Annotated in this window: 12 protein-coding genes; 8 read left to right on the top strand and 4 right to left on the bottom strand. The window is 71.2% G+C overall.

Annotated features, from left to right (window positions below; all coding sequences use genetic code 11):
• The first annotated feature begins 434 nt into the window (after window positions 1-434).
• Genes ACIBQ6_RS02235 through ACIBQ6_RS02225 form a run of 3 tightly spaced genes read left to right on the top strand, consistent with a single transcriptional unit; the run spans window position 435 to window position 6,638 of the window.
• Entirely contained in the window at window positions 435-3,155 is a 2,721-nt protein-coding gene (locus tag ACIBQ6_RS02235) for a beta-L-arabinofuranosidase domain-containing protein (protein ID WP_397209766.1), read from the top strand.
• Window positions 3,152-5,170, top strand: a complete 2,019-nt coding sequence (locus ACIBQ6_RS02230; RefSeq protein WP_397209764.1) for an RICIN domain-containing protein — start codon at window positions 3,152-3,154, stop codon at window positions 5,168-5,170. Before ACIBQ6_RS02235 ends, ACIBQ6_RS02230 begins: the two co-directional genes overlap by 4 nt.
• Window positions 5,171-5,186: 16 nt before the next feature.
• Complete coding sequence (locus tag ACIBQ6_RS02225; protein WP_397209763.1) at window positions 5,187-6,638, top strand: non-reducing end alpha-L-arabinofuranosidase family hydrolase; 1,452 nt, start codon at window positions 5,187-5,189, stop codon at window positions 6,636-6,638.
• Window positions 6,639-6,725: 87 nt separating this feature from the next.
• On the opposite strand, the gene ACIBQ6_RS02220 is transcribed toward ACIBQ6_RS02225, so the two are convergent.
• Window positions 6,726-7,253 (bottom strand): hypothetical protein, encoded by a 528-nt coding sequence (locus ACIBQ6_RS02220; protein ID WP_397209762.1) that lies wholly within the window; start codon window positions 7,251-7,253, stop codon window positions 6,726-6,728.
• A gap of 284 nt (window positions 7,254-7,537) precedes the next feature.
• On the opposite strand from ACIBQ6_RS02220, the gene ACIBQ6_RS02215 reads away from it, so the two are divergent.
• A complete protein-coding gene (locus tag ACIBQ6_RS02215) occupies window positions 7,538-7,870 on the top strand; it encodes an STAS domain-containing protein (protein ID WP_358303116.1) in 333 nt (110 codons plus the stop codon).
• Window positions 7,871-7,877: 7 nt separating this feature from the next.
• On the opposite strand, the gene ACIBQ6_RS02210 is transcribed toward ACIBQ6_RS02215, so the two are convergent.
• Entirely contained in the window at window positions 7,878-8,339 is a 462-nt protein-coding gene (locus ACIBQ6_RS02210; RefSeq protein ID WP_358303113.1) for a helix-turn-helix domain-containing protein, read from the bottom strand.
• A gap of 157 nt (window positions 8,340-8,496) precedes the next feature.
• Here ACIBQ6_RS02210 and ACIBQ6_RS02205 point away from each other — a divergent pair, with 157 nt between their 5' ends.
• Together ACIBQ6_RS02205 and ACIBQ6_RS02200 are read left to right on the top strand one after the other, a co-directional pair.
• Entirely contained in the window at window positions 8,497-9,780 is a 1,284-nt protein-coding gene (locus tag ACIBQ6_RS02205) for a glycosyltransferase (protein WP_358303110.1), read from the top strand.
• A gap of 127 nt (window positions 9,781-9,907) precedes the next feature.
• The gene (locus tag ACIBQ6_RS02200; protein WP_397209761.1) at window positions 9,908-11,122 is read left to right on the top strand and encodes a cation:proton antiporter; all 1,215 of its coding nucleotides are present in this window, start codon (window positions 9,908-9,910) and stop codon (window positions 11,120-11,122) included.
• A gap of 33 nt (window positions 11,123-11,155) precedes the next feature.
• Here the strand turns inward: ACIBQ6_RS02200 and ACIBQ6_RS02195 are convergent, their stop codons facing one another.
• On the bottom strand, window positions 11,156-11,704 hold the full coding sequence (locus ACIBQ6_RS02195) for a TetR/AcrR family transcriptional regulator (RefSeq protein ID WP_397209760.1): 549 nt from the start codon (window positions 11,702-11,704) through the stop codon (window positions 11,156-11,158).
• A gap of 80 nt (window positions 11,705-11,784) precedes the next feature.
• Here ACIBQ6_RS02195 and ACIBQ6_RS02190 point away from each other — a divergent pair, with 80 nt between their 5' ends.
• The gene (locus ACIBQ6_RS02190; RefSeq protein ID WP_397209759.1) at window positions 11,785-12,519 is read left to right on the top strand and encodes an SDR family NAD(P)-dependent oxidoreductase; all 735 of its coding nucleotides are present in this window, start codon (window positions 11,785-11,787) and stop codon (window positions 12,517-12,519) included.
• Between the two features lie 34 nt (window positions 12,520-12,553).
• On the opposite strand, the gene ACIBQ6_RS02185 is transcribed toward ACIBQ6_RS02190, so the two are convergent.
• Window positions 12,554-13,723, bottom strand: coding sequence for an alpha/beta hydrolase (locus tag ACIBQ6_RS02185; protein ID WP_397209758.1), 1,170 nt, complete (start codon window positions 13,721-13,723; stop codon window positions 12,554-12,556).
• A gap of 127 nt (window positions 13,724-13,850) precedes the next feature.
• Between ACIBQ6_RS02185 and ACIBQ6_RS02180 the strand changes: the two genes are divergently transcribed.
• The gene (locus ACIBQ6_RS02180) at window positions 13,851-14,720 is read left to right on the top strand and encodes a LysR family transcriptional regulator (protein ID WP_397210361.1); all 870 of its coding nucleotides are present in this window, start codon (window positions 13,851-13,853) and stop codon (window positions 14,718-14,720) included.
• The last annotated feature ends 1 nt before the right edge of the window (window position 14,721 follow it).

Genomic DNA, 14,721 nt, shown 5'->3' with positions numbered 1-14,721 from the left:
GACCTCGCCCGCTGACCACCCCTCCCCCGGCCCGGCGAGGCCGGGGGAGCGGTCCCGGGTGACGCCCGTGAAACTTTCATGGTGACGGGCCGTCTCCGCGGAGAGAGAACTCCAGGCGGGCAGGCACCCACAGGACGAAGCCCAGCTCGGCCGGCAATCCCCTCATTGACACCGGAACGGACCGTCGGTTGTACTCCCTCACTACGGAGTAGTCCCATCGGCAAGGCGATGTTAACGCTAACACCCCTCTCCAGCCAAGGAGCCCCGATATGTCACAACCGCCGGCACGGGACACGACGGTGACCCGATCGGCCAGTTGTTAGCGCTAACAGAACCCGCCGAAAGACCAGGCAACGGCCCTTCGAAGGCCCTGACCTGCTGACCCCCGTGACCGGCCCCGGCCGCTCACCGCCCCCCATCCCAAGGAGCTCCGCATGTCCTTGAGCCGCCGTCAGCTCTTCCAGGCCACGGGCGCGACCGCCGCGCTCTCCGTCGTCGGTCAGATGGCCGGCGCGTCCCCCGCCCTGGCCGCAGTCCCCTGGAGCAGGCCCGATCTCGGCGTCTCAGCCTACGAGTTCGACCTCGGCCAGGTCCGGCTGACCTCCGGCCGCCTGCTGGACAACCAGAACCGCGCCCTCGCCTACCTGCGCTTCGTCGACGTCGACCGGCTGCTGTACGTCTTCCGCGCCAACCACCGGCTGTCCACCGGCGGCGCCGCGCCCAACGGCGGCTGGGACGCGCCCGGCTTCCCGTTCCGGTCGCACGCGCAGGGCCATTTCCTGACGGCGTGGGCGCAGGCGTACGCCGTGCTCGGTGACACCGCCTGCCGCGACAAGGCGCGCTACATGGTGGCGGAACTGGCCAAGTGCCAGGCGAACAACCCGGCCGCCGGGTTCACCGGCGGTTACCTGTCCGGTTTCCCGGAGTCGGACTTCACGGCCCTGGAGAACCGCACGCTGACCAACGGCAACGTGCCCTACTACTGCGTCCACAAGACCCTGGCCGGGCTGCTGGACGTCTGGCGGCTGATCGGCGACACCCAGGCCAGGACCGTGCTGCTCGCCCTGGCGGGCTGGGTGGACGCCCGGACGTCGCGACTGTCCGCCGCCCAGGCGCAGGCCATGCTCGGCACCGAGTTCGGCGGCATGAACGCCGTGCTGACGGACCTGTACCAGGCGACCGGCGACCCCCGCTGGCTGGCCACGGCCCAGCGGTTCGACCACGCGGCCGTGTTCGACCCGCTGGCCGCGAACCAGGACCGGCTCAACGGCCTGCACGCCAACACCCAGGTGCCCAAGTGGATCGGCGCGGCCCGCGAGTACAAGGCGACGGGCGCCACCCGCTACCGGGACATCGCCGTCAACGCCTGGGCCATCACGGTCGGCGCGCACACGTACGTGAACGGCTCCAACAGCCAGGCCGAGCACTTCCGCGCGCCCGGCGCGATCGCCTCCTACCTGACCAGGGACACCGGCGAGGCGTGCAACACCTACAACATGCTCAAGCTGACCCGGGAGCTGTGGCTGCTGTCCCCCGACCGGGCCGATTACTTCGACTACTACGAGAACGCCCTGCTCAACCACCTCCTCGGCCAGCAGAACCCGGCCGACGCGCATGGGCACGTCACCTACTTCACCCCGCTCAACCCCGGCGGACGGCGGGGCGTCGGACCGGCCTGGGGCGGCGGCACCTGGAGCACGGACTACGGCACGTTCTGGTGCTGTCAGGGCACCGGGATCGAGACCAACACCAAGCTCATGGACTCGATCTACTTCCACGACGACACCACCCTGTTCGTCAACCTGTTCGTGCCCTCCGTCCTCGACTGGAGCCGGCGCGGCATCACGGTCACCCAGACCACCTCCTATCCGGTCAGCGACACCACGTCGCTGCAGGTCACCGGCAACGTGAGCGGATCGTGGACGATGCGCGTCCGGATCCCGGCCTGGACGCAGGGCGCGACGATCAGCGTCAACGGGGTCCGGCAGGACATCGCGGCCGCGCCGGGCAGCTACGCCGGCCTCACCCGGTCGTGGACGTCCGGCGACACCGTGACCGTGCGCCTGCCCATGCGGGTGGTCATGAAGGCCGCCGCGGACAACCCCGGCGTGCAGGCCGTGACCTACGGCCCGGTCGTGTTGTCGGGCGACTACGGCGACACCGTCCTGTCGTCGGCCCCGGCCCTGAACCCCTCCTCGATCACCCGGACCGGCGGCTCCTCCCTGGCCTTCACGGCCACGGCCGACGGCGCGCCGGTGCGGCTCGGCCCCTTCCACGACGCCACCGGCCACAACTACGTCGTCTACTGGAACGTCCAGGGCGGGACCGGCACGGCGAGCTTCCGGCTGGTCAACGCGGCCAGCGGGCTCGTCCTGGGCATCAGGGACATGTCCACCGCCGACGGCGGCGCGGCCCTGCAGTGGACCGACAGCGGCACCGCCGACCACGACTGGGCCCTGATCGTCGACGGGAACGCCCTGCGGTTCCGCAACGCGCACAGCGGCAAGGTGCTCGGCGTCGAGAACATGTCGACCGCCGCGGGCGCCCGGGTGCTCCAGTGGGGCGACACCGGCACCGCCGACCACCGCTGGACGGTCACCGACGCCGGCGACGGCTCCGTCAAGATCCGCAACGTCCACAGCTCCAAGCTGCTCGGCATCCTGAACGGCTCGACCGCGAACGGCGCCCAGGTGGTCCAGGACGCCGACGACGGCAGCCCGGACAACCAGTGGCGGTTCCTGCCGAACGGCGCGCGGCGCCTGCAGAACGTGGGCACCGGGATGGTGCTCGGGGTCACCGGCATGTCCACGGCCGACGGCGCGCTCGTCGTCCAGTGGGGCGACAACGGCACCGCCGACCACCTGTGGACCGCCATCGCCGACACCGGCGGCTACCTGCGGCTGCGCAACTCCCACAGCCAGAAGGTGCTGGGCGTGGAGAACATGGGCACCGCCGCCGGGTCGCGGGTCGTGCAGTGGGCCGACAACGGCACCGCCGATCATCGCTGGCGGCTGCGCCACGGGTCGGGCGCCGCCTTCCGCGTCCAGTGCGCGGGCGGCGGCCGGGTCCTCGGCGTCGCCGGCGCGTCCCAGGGCGCGCAGGTCGTGCTCGCCGACGACGACGGCTCGGACGACAACCTCTGGAGGTTCCTGTGAGACGTGTCCTCGCGGCTGTCTCGGCCCTGCTTCTCGTGGGCGTGCTGCTCACCGCCCAGGAGGCGTCGGCCGCGACGGTCGACACCAACGCCTGGTACGTCCTGGTCAACCGCAACAGCGGCAAGGTCCTGGACGTCTACAACCTGTCCACCGCCGACGGCGGCCGCATCACCCAATGGACCAGGAACAACCAGAACCAGCAGCAATGGCAGTTCGTCGACTCCGGCGGCGGCTACTACCGGATCAAGTCCCGCCACTCCGGCAAGGTCCTGGACGTCCACAACTTCTCCACCGCCAACGGCGGCCCCATCGTCCAATGGACCGACCTCAACGGCGCCAACCAGCAATGGAAACTCACCGACAGCCCCGACGGCTACGTCAGACTCATCTCCCGCCACAGCAACAAGGCCCTGGAGGTCCAAGGAGCCTCCACCGCCGACGGCGCCAACATCGTCCAGTACGACGACTGGGGCGGCGCCAACCAGCAATGGCAGCTCGTCCCGGTCAACGGCAACGGCGGCGGCAACTACGCCAACCCGGTCGTGTGGCAGGACTTCGCCGACGGCGACATCGTCCGGGTGGGCGACGCCTACTACTACTCGGCCTCGACCATGCACTACTCGCCGGGCGCGCCGATCCTGCGTTCGTACAACCTGGTCGACTGGGAGTACGCCGGGCATTCCGTGCCGAGGCTCGACTTCGGCTCCGGCGCCTACGACCTCAACGGCGGCCGGGCGTACGTGAAGGGCATCTGGGCCTCGGCCTTCAACTACCGGCCCGGCAACGGCACCTTCTACTGGCTCGGCTGCGTCGAGTTCAACCGGACCTACGTCTACACCGCCTCCGCCGTGGACGGCACGTGGACCAAGCGCTCACAGATCAACAACTGCTACTACGACGCCGGCCTGCTGGTCGACTCCGACGACACCATGTACGTCGCCTACGGCAACAGCACCATCAGCGTGGCCCAGCTCTCGGCCGACGGTCTCAGCCAGGTGCGCGCGCAGCAGGTGTTCCAGACGCCGAGCAACGTCGGCACCCTGGAAGGGTCCCGCTTCTACAAGCGGAACGGCTACTACTACATCTGGCTGACCCGCCCCGCCAACGGCCAGTACGTGCTCCGCTCGACCTCGCCATGGGGCCCGTACGAGATGCGCCAGGTCCTGCTCGACCTGCCCGGCCCCGTCGCCGGCGGCGGCGTCCCGCACCAGGGCGGGCTCGTCCAGACGCAGAACGGCGACTGGTACTACATGGCGTTCGTCGACGCCTACCCCGGCGGACGCGTCCCGGCTCTGGCGCCGATCACCTGGACCGGCGACTGGCCGGTCGTGCAGACCGTCAACGGCGGCTGGGGCGTGAACTACCCGAAGCCGAACATCCAGACCAGCCGGACCGTGACGTCCATGATCGGCCCGGACGCCTTCACCTCGGCCACGCTCGGCCCCCGCTGGGAGTGGAACCACAACCCCGACACCAGCCGCTTCTCCACCGGCGACGGCCTGCGCCTGCAGACCGCGACCGTCACCGGCGACCTCTACGCCGCCCGGAACACGCTGACCCACCGCATCCAGGGCCCGTCCTCGACGGCGACGATCGAGCTCGACCCCTCACAGATGGCCGACGGCGACCGCGCCGGGCTGGCGATGCTGCGCGACCAGTCGGCCTGGATCGGCGTCAAACGCGACAACGGCGTCAGCCGGGTCGTGATGACCAACGGCCTGACCATGAACGGCTCGTGGCAGACCACCGGCACCGGCGTCGAGGCGGCGAGCGCGAACGTCCCGGGCGGCCGGATCTGGTTGCGGGTCACCGCCGACATCCGGCCCGGGTCCGGCCGTCAGGCCCGCTTCTCCTACAGCACCGACGGCAGCACCTTTGTGGGCCTCGGCCCGGCCTTCACGCTGAACAACGCCTGGCAGTTCTTCATGGGTTACCGCTTCGGCATCTTCAACTACGCCACCAAGTCCCTCGGCGGCGCGGTCACCGTGCGCCGCTTCGACCTGACCACCCCCTGACACGGCATCGGAGCTCATGGTGAAGAGACACAGTCCCCTGACCGTCCTCGCGACGCTGGCCGTCCTCCTGGCGAGCCTGTTCGTCGCGAGCCCGCCCGCCGACGCGGCCACCGTCGACACCAACGCCTGGTACGTCCTGGTCAACCGCAACAGCGGCAAGGCCCTGGACGTCTACAACCTGTCCACCGCCGACGGCGGCCGCATCACCCAATGGACCAGGAACAACCAGAACCAGCAGCAATGGCAGTTCGTCGACTCAGGCGGCGGCTACTACCGCATCAAATCCCGCCACTCCGGCAAGGTCCTGGACGTCCACAACTTCTCCACCGCCAACGGCGGCCCCATCGTCCAATGGACCGACCTCAACGGCGCCAACCAGCAATGGAAACTCACCGACAGCCCCGACGGCTACGTCAGACTCATCTCCCGCCACAGCAACAAGGCCCTGGAGGTCCAAGGAGCCTCCACCGCCGACGGCGCCAACATCGTCCAGTACGACGACTGGGGCGGCGCCAACCAGCAATGGCAGCTCGTACGGACGGACGGTGGCAACCCCGGCATGTGTGACCTCCCCTCGACCTACCGCTGGACCTCGACCGGCCCGCTGGCGACCCCGAAGGCGGGCTGGGTCTCGCTCAAGGACTTCACCGTCGCCCCCTACAACGGGCGGCATCTGGTCTACGCCACGACCCACGACACGGGGACGAAGTGGGGGTCGATGAACTTCAGCCCGCTCGCCAACTGGTCCGACATGGCCTCGGCCACACAGAACACGATGTCCTTCTCCGCCGTCGCCCCCACGCTCTTCTTCTTCGCCTCCAAGAACATCTGGGTGCTCGCCTACCAGTGGGGCGGGCCCGCCTTCTCGTACCGGACCTCCACCGACCCCGCCAACCCCAACAGCTGGTCGGCGCCGCAGACGCTCTTCTCCGGCAGCATCTCGGGGTCCGGGACGGGCCCCATCGACCAGACGGTCATCGGCGACAGCACCAACATGTACCTGTTCTTCGCCGGGGACAACGGCAAGATCTACCGGGCGAGCATGCCCATCGGGAACTTCCCCGGCAGCTTCGGCACGGCCTCGACCGTGGTCATGAGCGACACGACGAACAACCTGTTCGAAGCCGTCCAGGTCTACAAGCTCCAGGGTCAGAGCCGGTACCTGATGCTCGTCGAGGCGATCGGCGCGCAGGGCCGCTACTTCCGCTCGTTCACCGCCACCAGCCTGAACGGTTCCTGGACGCCCCAGGCCGCGACCGAGGGCAACCCGTTCGCCGGCAAGGCCAACAGCGGCGCCACCTGGACGAACGACATCAGCCACGGCGAGCTGGTCCGCACCGGCGCCGACCAGACCATGACCGTCGACCCGTGCAACCTGCAACTTCTCTACCAGGGCCGCAGCCCCAGCTCGGGCGGCGACTACGGCCTCCTGCCCTACCGGCCGGGGGTGCTGACACTGCAGCGCTGACGCCGTGAGCCGGTGACCCTCGCGGCTCCCACCTGAAATGCCACGGGCCCCCCCTCCGCCGAGGGGTGGGCCCGTGACGGGTCCGAGCTACCTGAGCCAGGCGTTGCGGCGGACGATCGGCAGGTTGCCCAGCCCGAGCGTGGCGCCCGCGCCGGTCATGGCCAGGCCGATCAGGACGATGGCGTAGACGATGTGCTCGTCCATGAAGGGGTTGTTGGCCAGCGGGAGCTCGGCGGCCCACATCAGGGTCAGCATGAGCGTGCCGGCGACCGCCGCGATCCGGGTGCCCACGCCCAGCACCAGCGCCAGGCCGATGCCGGCCAGGCCGGCCATGAACAGCCAGTCCACCCACGCCTGTCCGGCCAGGGTCGAGAACAGGCCGCCCAGCGCGTTCTCGCCGGTGCCCTTGAGGAAGCCCGTCGTCGGGCTGCCGCCCGCGATCCACGCCTTGCCCGCCGGGGTCGCGAACCCCCACCCGAACGTCTTGTCCAGGAACGCCCACAGGAAGATCCAGCCGATCGCGATCCGGGCGACGGCCCAGACGTAGTCGACCGGGGTACGCGCCGCCCGCACGGGGGCGACGTCCATCACGGGCCGGTTGATGGTGGTGGCCATGGCGGGCCTCCCTTTCGGTGGGGGGTGTACGTCCTTGTCTCACCCCTATTCCACTGCGGGCGCCCGCTCCCGGTCAGTGTCGTACGCCCCTCGCTGGAAGGACCTTGGTCCTCAGGGCCGTCCGTTCCGGGCCCGCCCGGCCGGGCCCGGTCCTTCGGCTGCCGGAGGTGGGACTTTGGGCCCTATCCCGGTGGCCGGCGTTCTCGTAGCTTCGCTTCGGGGGCATCGTGCTTCCGCTGACGAACGCCGGCCACCGGCCGCCCGCCGAAGGTAAGGAGACGGACATGGCTTCTCAGGCGCGGCCTGGCACGGGCAGGCGGGCGGTGCTGAAGGTCGCCGGCGACCTGGACCTGGCCACGCAGGCGGGGTTCCGCGCCCGGATCGCCGCCGCCCTCGCCGAGCAGGGCACGCGTCTCGTCCTCGACCTCAGCGGGGTGACCTTCATGGACGCCCGCGGGCTGGCCGCGCTGGTGGCCGCGCGCGACCTGGCGGCCGCCCGCCACGGCAGCCTCCGGCTGACGGGGGTGACGCCGGCCGTCCTGCGGTTGCTGGAGGTGACCCGGCTCGACCGGACGTTCTCCCCGGTCTCCCTCGCGGACGTGCGCCCCGCCGCGTGAACGGCGGTCAGCGGGTCGTGCGGGTCTGTTCCCAGCGGTGCAGCAGGCCGGGCAGCTCGGCGAGCAGGAACTGGTAGAAGTCACGCATCTCGGCCAGCCTGGTGTGGGCCGGGTCGCCGGAGGCGGTGGTGGCGACGCCGGTCTCGGCGGCCTGCAGCATGACACGCACCATCGTGTTCTGGGTGGAGAACAGGGTGGGCCAGGCGTTCTCGCGCAGCCGGTAGTGCTCACGGCGACTGCCGGGCGCGGGCAGGCGCTCGATCAGGCCGGTCGTCAGCAGGGCCTTGACCGCGCCGGACACCGAGCCCGCGCTGACGCCGAGCCGGTCGGCGATGTCGCCCATGGTGACCGTGTCGGCATCGGTGAACAGGAAGAACGCGAGGACCCTGGCCGACATGCGCTGCAGACCGCCCTCGGCCAGCACCAGCGCCAGCCGTTCGGCGGCCTGCCACCGTTCCTGGTCGCCCATCCCGTCACCTCCTGGCTCGGATCATAGCCGTTCTCCGGAGAGTTCAGAAATTTCTGAAATTTCGCTATATTGCGGTTATTCGGCCCTTCATCCGGCCGGTGGTGTGCCGGGAAGCCTGGTCGGCGAGCGCAACAGTCCTTTCGAGCAAGGAACGCCGATGAAGGTCCTCATCCTCACCCACGGCACCCGCGGCGACGTCCAGCCGTACGCCGCCCTGGCCCTCGCCCTGCAGCGGGCCGGGCACGAGGCCGTCCTGGCGGCCCCCGCCGCCATGGCCGGCCTGGCCGGTCCGCACGGCATCGCGTTCGCGCCGCTGCACGACGGCCCGAACACGCTCATCGACGACCCCGGCATCCGCCAGGCGGTCGAGACCAACTACCGCGGCCTGCGCGGCAAGAAGGTGGCCCTGCAGGTGATGCGCCGCAGCAAGCCCCTCATGGCCGAGGTCTTCACCGACATGGCGGGCGTGGTGCTGGACGGTCCCGGACAGAACGCCGACCTGGTCGTGCACGCGCCCGGCATGCCGGGCGGGCACGTCGCCGAGCGGCTCGGCGTGCCGGCGGTGCCCGCCGCGCTGCAACCGGTGTGGGTGCCCACCGCCGCCTTCCGCAACCCGATGTTGCCGCTGCCGTTGCCCAAGGCGCTGAACCGGGCCTCCTACCTGCCGATCAAGCTGATGCTGCGCTCCTTCGCGGGCATCGCCGACGACCTGCGCGCGCGGCTGGAGCTGCCGCGACGGCGCGGCCGGCACGACATCCTGCGCCGCCCGGACGGCCGTCCGGCGACCGTCCTGCACGCCTTCAGCCGTCACCTGCTGCCCCACGACGCGCCGGGCGGTCTGGACTATCCGGCATGGGTGCACACCACCGGCTTCTGGTACCTGCCCGCCCCGCCCGACTGGACGCCCTCGCCGGAGCTGGCCGCCTTCCTGGCCGACGGCCCGCCCCCGGTGTACGTCGGGTTCGGCAGCATGGCCGGCACCGATCCGCGGCGGCTCGGCCGGATCGTCGCCGAGGCCGTCCGGCGGGCGGGGGTGCGGGCCGTGCTGGCCACCGGGTGGGGCGGCATCCAGGCCGCCGACCTGCCCGACGGTGTGCACCTGCTCGACCAGGCGCCGCACGACTGGCTGCTGCCGCGCACGGCCGCGATCGTGCATCACGGCGGCAGCGGCACCACCGCCGCGGCCCTGCTGGCCGGGCGCCCGCAGGTGATCTGCCCGTTCGTCGCCGACCAGCCGTTCTGGGCGTCCCGGGCGCACGCCGCGGGGGTGGCCGTGCCGCCCCAGCCGCAGCGCCGCCTGACCCCGGACGGCCTGGCCGCCGCCATCGGCCTGGCCGCCACCGACGCCCGGATGGCGGCCACGGCCGCCGAGCTCGGGCGGCGCGTACGGGCCGAGAACGGCCTCGGCCACGCCGTCACGGTCCTGGAATCCCTGCGCTGACCACGTCGCCGGAGAAGCTTCCCCGGCGGACCTGTTAGGGTGATCGCCGGTGCGCCGGGAAGTCTGGTCGGCAACGTGTACGACGACGACCGGAGCCCCTTTCCATGATCGCTTCTGCGCGGCCCGCGTGACGGGCGCCCTGCTGACCGCGTTCGCGGGCCTGCTGCTGCTGGCGGTGCTGCTGTCCAGCCTGGCCCACCGCACCGTCCTGTCCACGGCGGCGCTGTTCCTGGTGGCCGGGTTCGTGCTCGGCGACGGCGTGCTCGGCGTGGTCTCGCTCAAGCCCGGCGACGACCTGGTGGCCACGCTGGCCGAGCTGGCGCTGTTCGCGGTGCTGTTCACCGACGGCATGCGGGTGGGCTGGGCCGAGCTGCGCAGCGCGTGGCGGCTGCCGGGGCGGGCGCTCGGCTGGGGCCTGCCGCTCACCCTGGTCATCACCGCCGCCGGCGCGCACTACCTGCTCGGGCTGGGCTGGGTCGAGTCGCTTCTGATCGGCGCGATCCTGGCGCCCACCGACCCGGTGTTCGCCGCCGCCCTGGTCGGCAACGAGAAGGTGCCGCCGCGGTTGCGGCAGCTGCTCAACGTCGAGTCCGGCGTCAACGACGGGCTCGCGCTGCCGTTCGTCATCCTGTTCCTGGCGATCGCGGCGGGCTCGGCCGACCTGCACCTCGGCGAGCTGGGGCTGGAGCTCGGCCTGGGCGTGCTCATCGGCGTGGCGATCCCGTGGACGGCGATCAAGCTGGAGCAGACCCGCTGGTTCGCCGCCTCCACCGCCTACGAGCCGCTCAACGCCCTGGCCATCGGCCTGCTGGTGCTGGCCGTGGGCAAGGCCACGCACGGCAACCTGTTCCTGGCCGCGTTCTCCGCCGGGATCACGGTGGCGACCTTCGGGCAGCGGCAGCGGGAATCGTTCGAGCACTTCGGCGAGCTCATCGCGGAGATCTTCAAGCTGGCGGCGCTGCTGGTGTTCGGGGCGCTCATCACGCCGTCGCTGCTGGGCTCGGTGGGCTGGCAGGGGTGGCTGTTCGCGATCCTGGCGCTGGTGGTGGCGCGGCCGGTGGCGATCTGGCTGTCGTTCCTGCGTTCCGGGCTGACGGTGCGCGAGCAGGCGGCGGTGGCGTGGTTCGGCCCGAAGGGGTTCGCGTCGGTGGTGTACGGGCTGCTCGTGCTCGCCTCCGGGATCGCCGCCGCGCAGCAGGTGTTCCAGATCGTCGCCGTCACCATCGTGGCCTCGATCCTGCTCCACTCCTCCACCGACATCGTGGTGGCCCGCGGCTTCGACGACGAGCACGACGTCCCGGCCTGGTTCGGACGGCTGCGCAGACGCGACCAGACGCCCTGAGACGCCTTCGCCCGCAAGAGCGGGCGATCGCCGCTATCGCAGGCCCGTGAGCAGCGCGTCGAGGCCCGCCTTCACCGCGGAGGCCGTACGGCCCCGGTGGACGACCAGGTTGGCCGCGACCGGCGCGAGCAGGGCGTCGGCGAGGAAGCCCGCGTCCGCCTCCGGCTTGATCTGCCCGATCAGCATGACCAGGTGCTGGTGGTACGCCTCATAGGCCCCGCCGAAGCGGGTGAACTCCCCCGCGGTCTCGGCCATCAGCAGCAGGTCGAGCTGGGCGAAGGTGCGATCGGTCAGCGCGTGCAGGAAGGCGCGCAGCCGCTCGATCTCCGGCGCCCCGGGGCCCAGCGGCGGCGGGCCGGTCAGGAACGCCTGCTGGAACTCGCGTTCCTTCTCGTCGATGAGCGCGTACGCCAGGCCCGACCTGTCGCCGAACCGCCGGTACAGGGTGCCGATGCCGACGCCCGAGGCGGCCGCGACGTCGGCCATCGCCAGGCCCTTCATTCCCGCGGTGGCGACGATCTCCGCGGCCGCCGCGAGGATCTTCGACCGGTTCCTGGCGGCGTCGGCCCGTTCCTGTGCCACGGGTTCACCTTATCGGCCAGCAAAGCGGAACACGTTCCGTATATCCTCAATCGGAATCAGTTCCGTATAGTGGAGGACACATGCTCGACGGCAAGGGCGTACTCGTCACCGGCGGCAGCAGGGGCATCGGCGCGGCCATCGCCCGCCGCCTGGCCGCGGCGGGCGCCGATGTGGCGATCACCTACGCGACGGCGGCGAGCCGCGCGGAGGGCGTGGCGAAGGAGATCGAGGCACTCGGCCGGCGCAGCCTGGCCATGGCCGCCGAGGCGACCGACGCCGAGGCGCTCCAGGCGGCCGTCGCCCGCACCGTCGCCGCCTTCGGCCGGCTCGACATCCTGGTGAACAACGCCGGAATCGCGCCCTTCGGCCCGCTGGAGGACGTCTCCCTGGACGAACTCGACCGCACCCTCGCCATCCACGCCAGAGCCGCCTTCGTCACGTCGCAGGCCGCCGCACGTCACATGCGGGCCGGCGGGCGGATCGTGAACATCGGCAGCAGCCTGGCCGAACGCGTCCCCTACCCCGGCTGGACCCTGTACTCGATGAGCAAGTCCGCGCTGATCGGCCTGACCAAGGGCCTCGCCCGCGATCTCGGCCCCCGTGACATCACGGCCAACCTCGTCCACCCCGGCTCCACCGACACCGAGATGAACCCCGCCGACGGCCCCGACGCCGACGCCGAACGCTCCTACACCGCCCTCGGCCGCTACGGCACGCCGGACGACATCGCCGCCACCGTCCTCCATCTGGCGGGCCCCGCCGGCCGCACCATCACCGGCACGTCCATCACCGTCGACGCCGGCACGACGGCCTGACCTGCGACGGCCGCCCGGTGGCGGCGCGGCGGGGCTAAGGCTGCGGGGTCCGCTGCTGCGATCTCACCCGGGCGGTGAAGGCCTCGATGGCGTCCACGAGCGCCTCGAAGCGGACCGAGTGGTACAGGTCGAAGGCGTGGTTGCCGCCACGCAACTCGGCGTAGACGACGGGGGCGGCCGACGTACGGCGGAGCTGGTCGGCGAAGTGCCTGGCCTCGGCCACCGGCACCAGCGGGTCCAGATCGCCGTGGGCCACGAAGAACGGCGGCGCGTCCGCGGTGACGTGGGCCAGCGGCGCGGACCGCGGGTCCCCGTCGAAGTAGGCGCCGTACCAGCCGTTCAGGTAGATGGCGCCGGTCACGGAGGTGTCGGCGTGCTCGAAGCCCGGCTGGTAGGCGGGGTCGTTGGGGGTGAGCGCGGCCAGCGCCGCCATGTGCCCGCCCGCCGAGCTGCCCGCGACGAACAGCGTCGAGGGGTCGGCGCCGTACTCGTGGGCGTGCTCGCGCACCCAGGCGATGACCTTCTTGAGGTCGATCAGGTGGTCGGGGTGCTGGGACTGGGGCCGCAGCCGGTAGTTGGCGCTGACGGTCACCCAGCCCTGGCCGGCGAGCCGGTAGAGCAACGGCAGCGACTGGCTGTTCTTGTGGCCGCTGTCGTAGTGGCCGCCGTGCAGGTGGATCATGACGGGCGCGCCCTGCGGACGCGAGCGGTGGTGGTAGACGTCGAGCAGGTTGCGCCGGCCTGCTTCGCCGTAGGAGAGATCGGCCACCCGGCGGACGTCCGCGCGGCGCTTGAGGATGGGCAGGAACAGGATGCGACCCCACGGCGGACGACGGCGCAGTCCGGCGGCGAGGTCGGCGTCGATGGCGGCGCGCCAGCCCGCGCCCAGGCCGGCGTCCATCGCCCGCCAGATCCTGGCCCGCTCCCCCAGACCGCGGCAGGCGATGACGGTGAGCCCGATCGTCGTCACGGCGGCCAGGGCGACGACCGCCCAGCCGCCCGCCGTGTGGATGTCCCCCTCGGCGAACGCCAGCGCCGTCGGGGCCAGCAGCAGCCAGAAGAAGGCCGCGAACGGCAGTTCGTTGGCGGCCAGCCCGAAGAAGTAGCTCACCCGGCCGAGCGCGCTCCACCCCGGCAGCGGCCGCAGCGCGAACAGCGTCCCGAGCGCGACGAGTGCCACAGGGATCAGATATCCGACGGGCACCGAACCTCCAAAGCCGCACGTCCTTCGAACGCGCCAAGCCTCTCCCACCCGGCCGCCCCGCATCTACGACGGATCCGATAACGTCCTTTAACCCTGAGATGAAGAATGCGGAGGCTCGCCCGTGGAGATGCGGGAGATCGAGATCTTCCTGACGCTGGCCGAGGAGCTGCACTTCAGCCGTACGGCCGAGCGGCTGGGCATCAGCCCCGCCCGCGTCAGCCAATCGATCAAGAAGCAGGAGCGGCGCATCGGCGCGCCCCTGTTCGACCGCACCACCCGAGCGGTCCGCCTCTCCCCGCTCGGTGAGCAGCTGTACCAGGCGCTCAAGAGCGGCCACCGGCAGATCACGCAGGGGATCGCGACCGCTCAGGCCACCGCCGACGGCACCGCGGGCACACTGACCCTCGGCACGGTCGGCCCGCTCTCCACGCAGATCAAGGACGTTCTCGACCTGTTCCTCGCCCGTCACCCGAACGCCCGGCTCCAGCACCGCGAGATCCAGCCCGCCTCTCCGCTGGACCTGCTGAAGTCGGGCGAGGTGGACGTGGCGCACCTGTGGCTGCCGATCCGCGAGCCCGACCTGACCATCAGACCGACCTCGCACGCCTCCGACGTGGTGTTGATGGTCTCCGCCGACCACCCCTACGCGGGACGAGACTCCATCTGCCTGGAGGACCTCGGCGACTGCACCGTGGTCGAGGGCCAGTCGATCCCCTCCTGCATGGAGGAGATCTTCAACCCCTACCACACTCCTTCCGGCCGTCCCGTCCGCCGCGGGCACAAGGTCACCACCTGGCAGGAGACCCTCAGCGCCGTCGCCACGGGTCAGGCCACCGCCGGGGTCACCGCCGAGGCCGCGGCCTTCTACCCCTGGCCCAGCCTCGCCTTCGTCCCGATCCGCGACGCTCCGCCGTGCCGGTGGACGTTCGCCTGGCGTACGGCGGCCGAGACGCCGCTCATCCGCGCCTTCGCCCGAGCGGCGGCCGACGCCTCATGAA

The organism is Nonomuraea sp. NPDC049655 (assembly GCF_044465465.1).
In the GTDB taxonomy this organism is placed as follows: Bacteria; Actinomycetota; Actinomycetes; order Streptosporangiales; family Streptosporangiaceae; genus Nonomuraea.
This window is presented reverse-complemented; position numbering and strand designations above follow the sequence as displayed.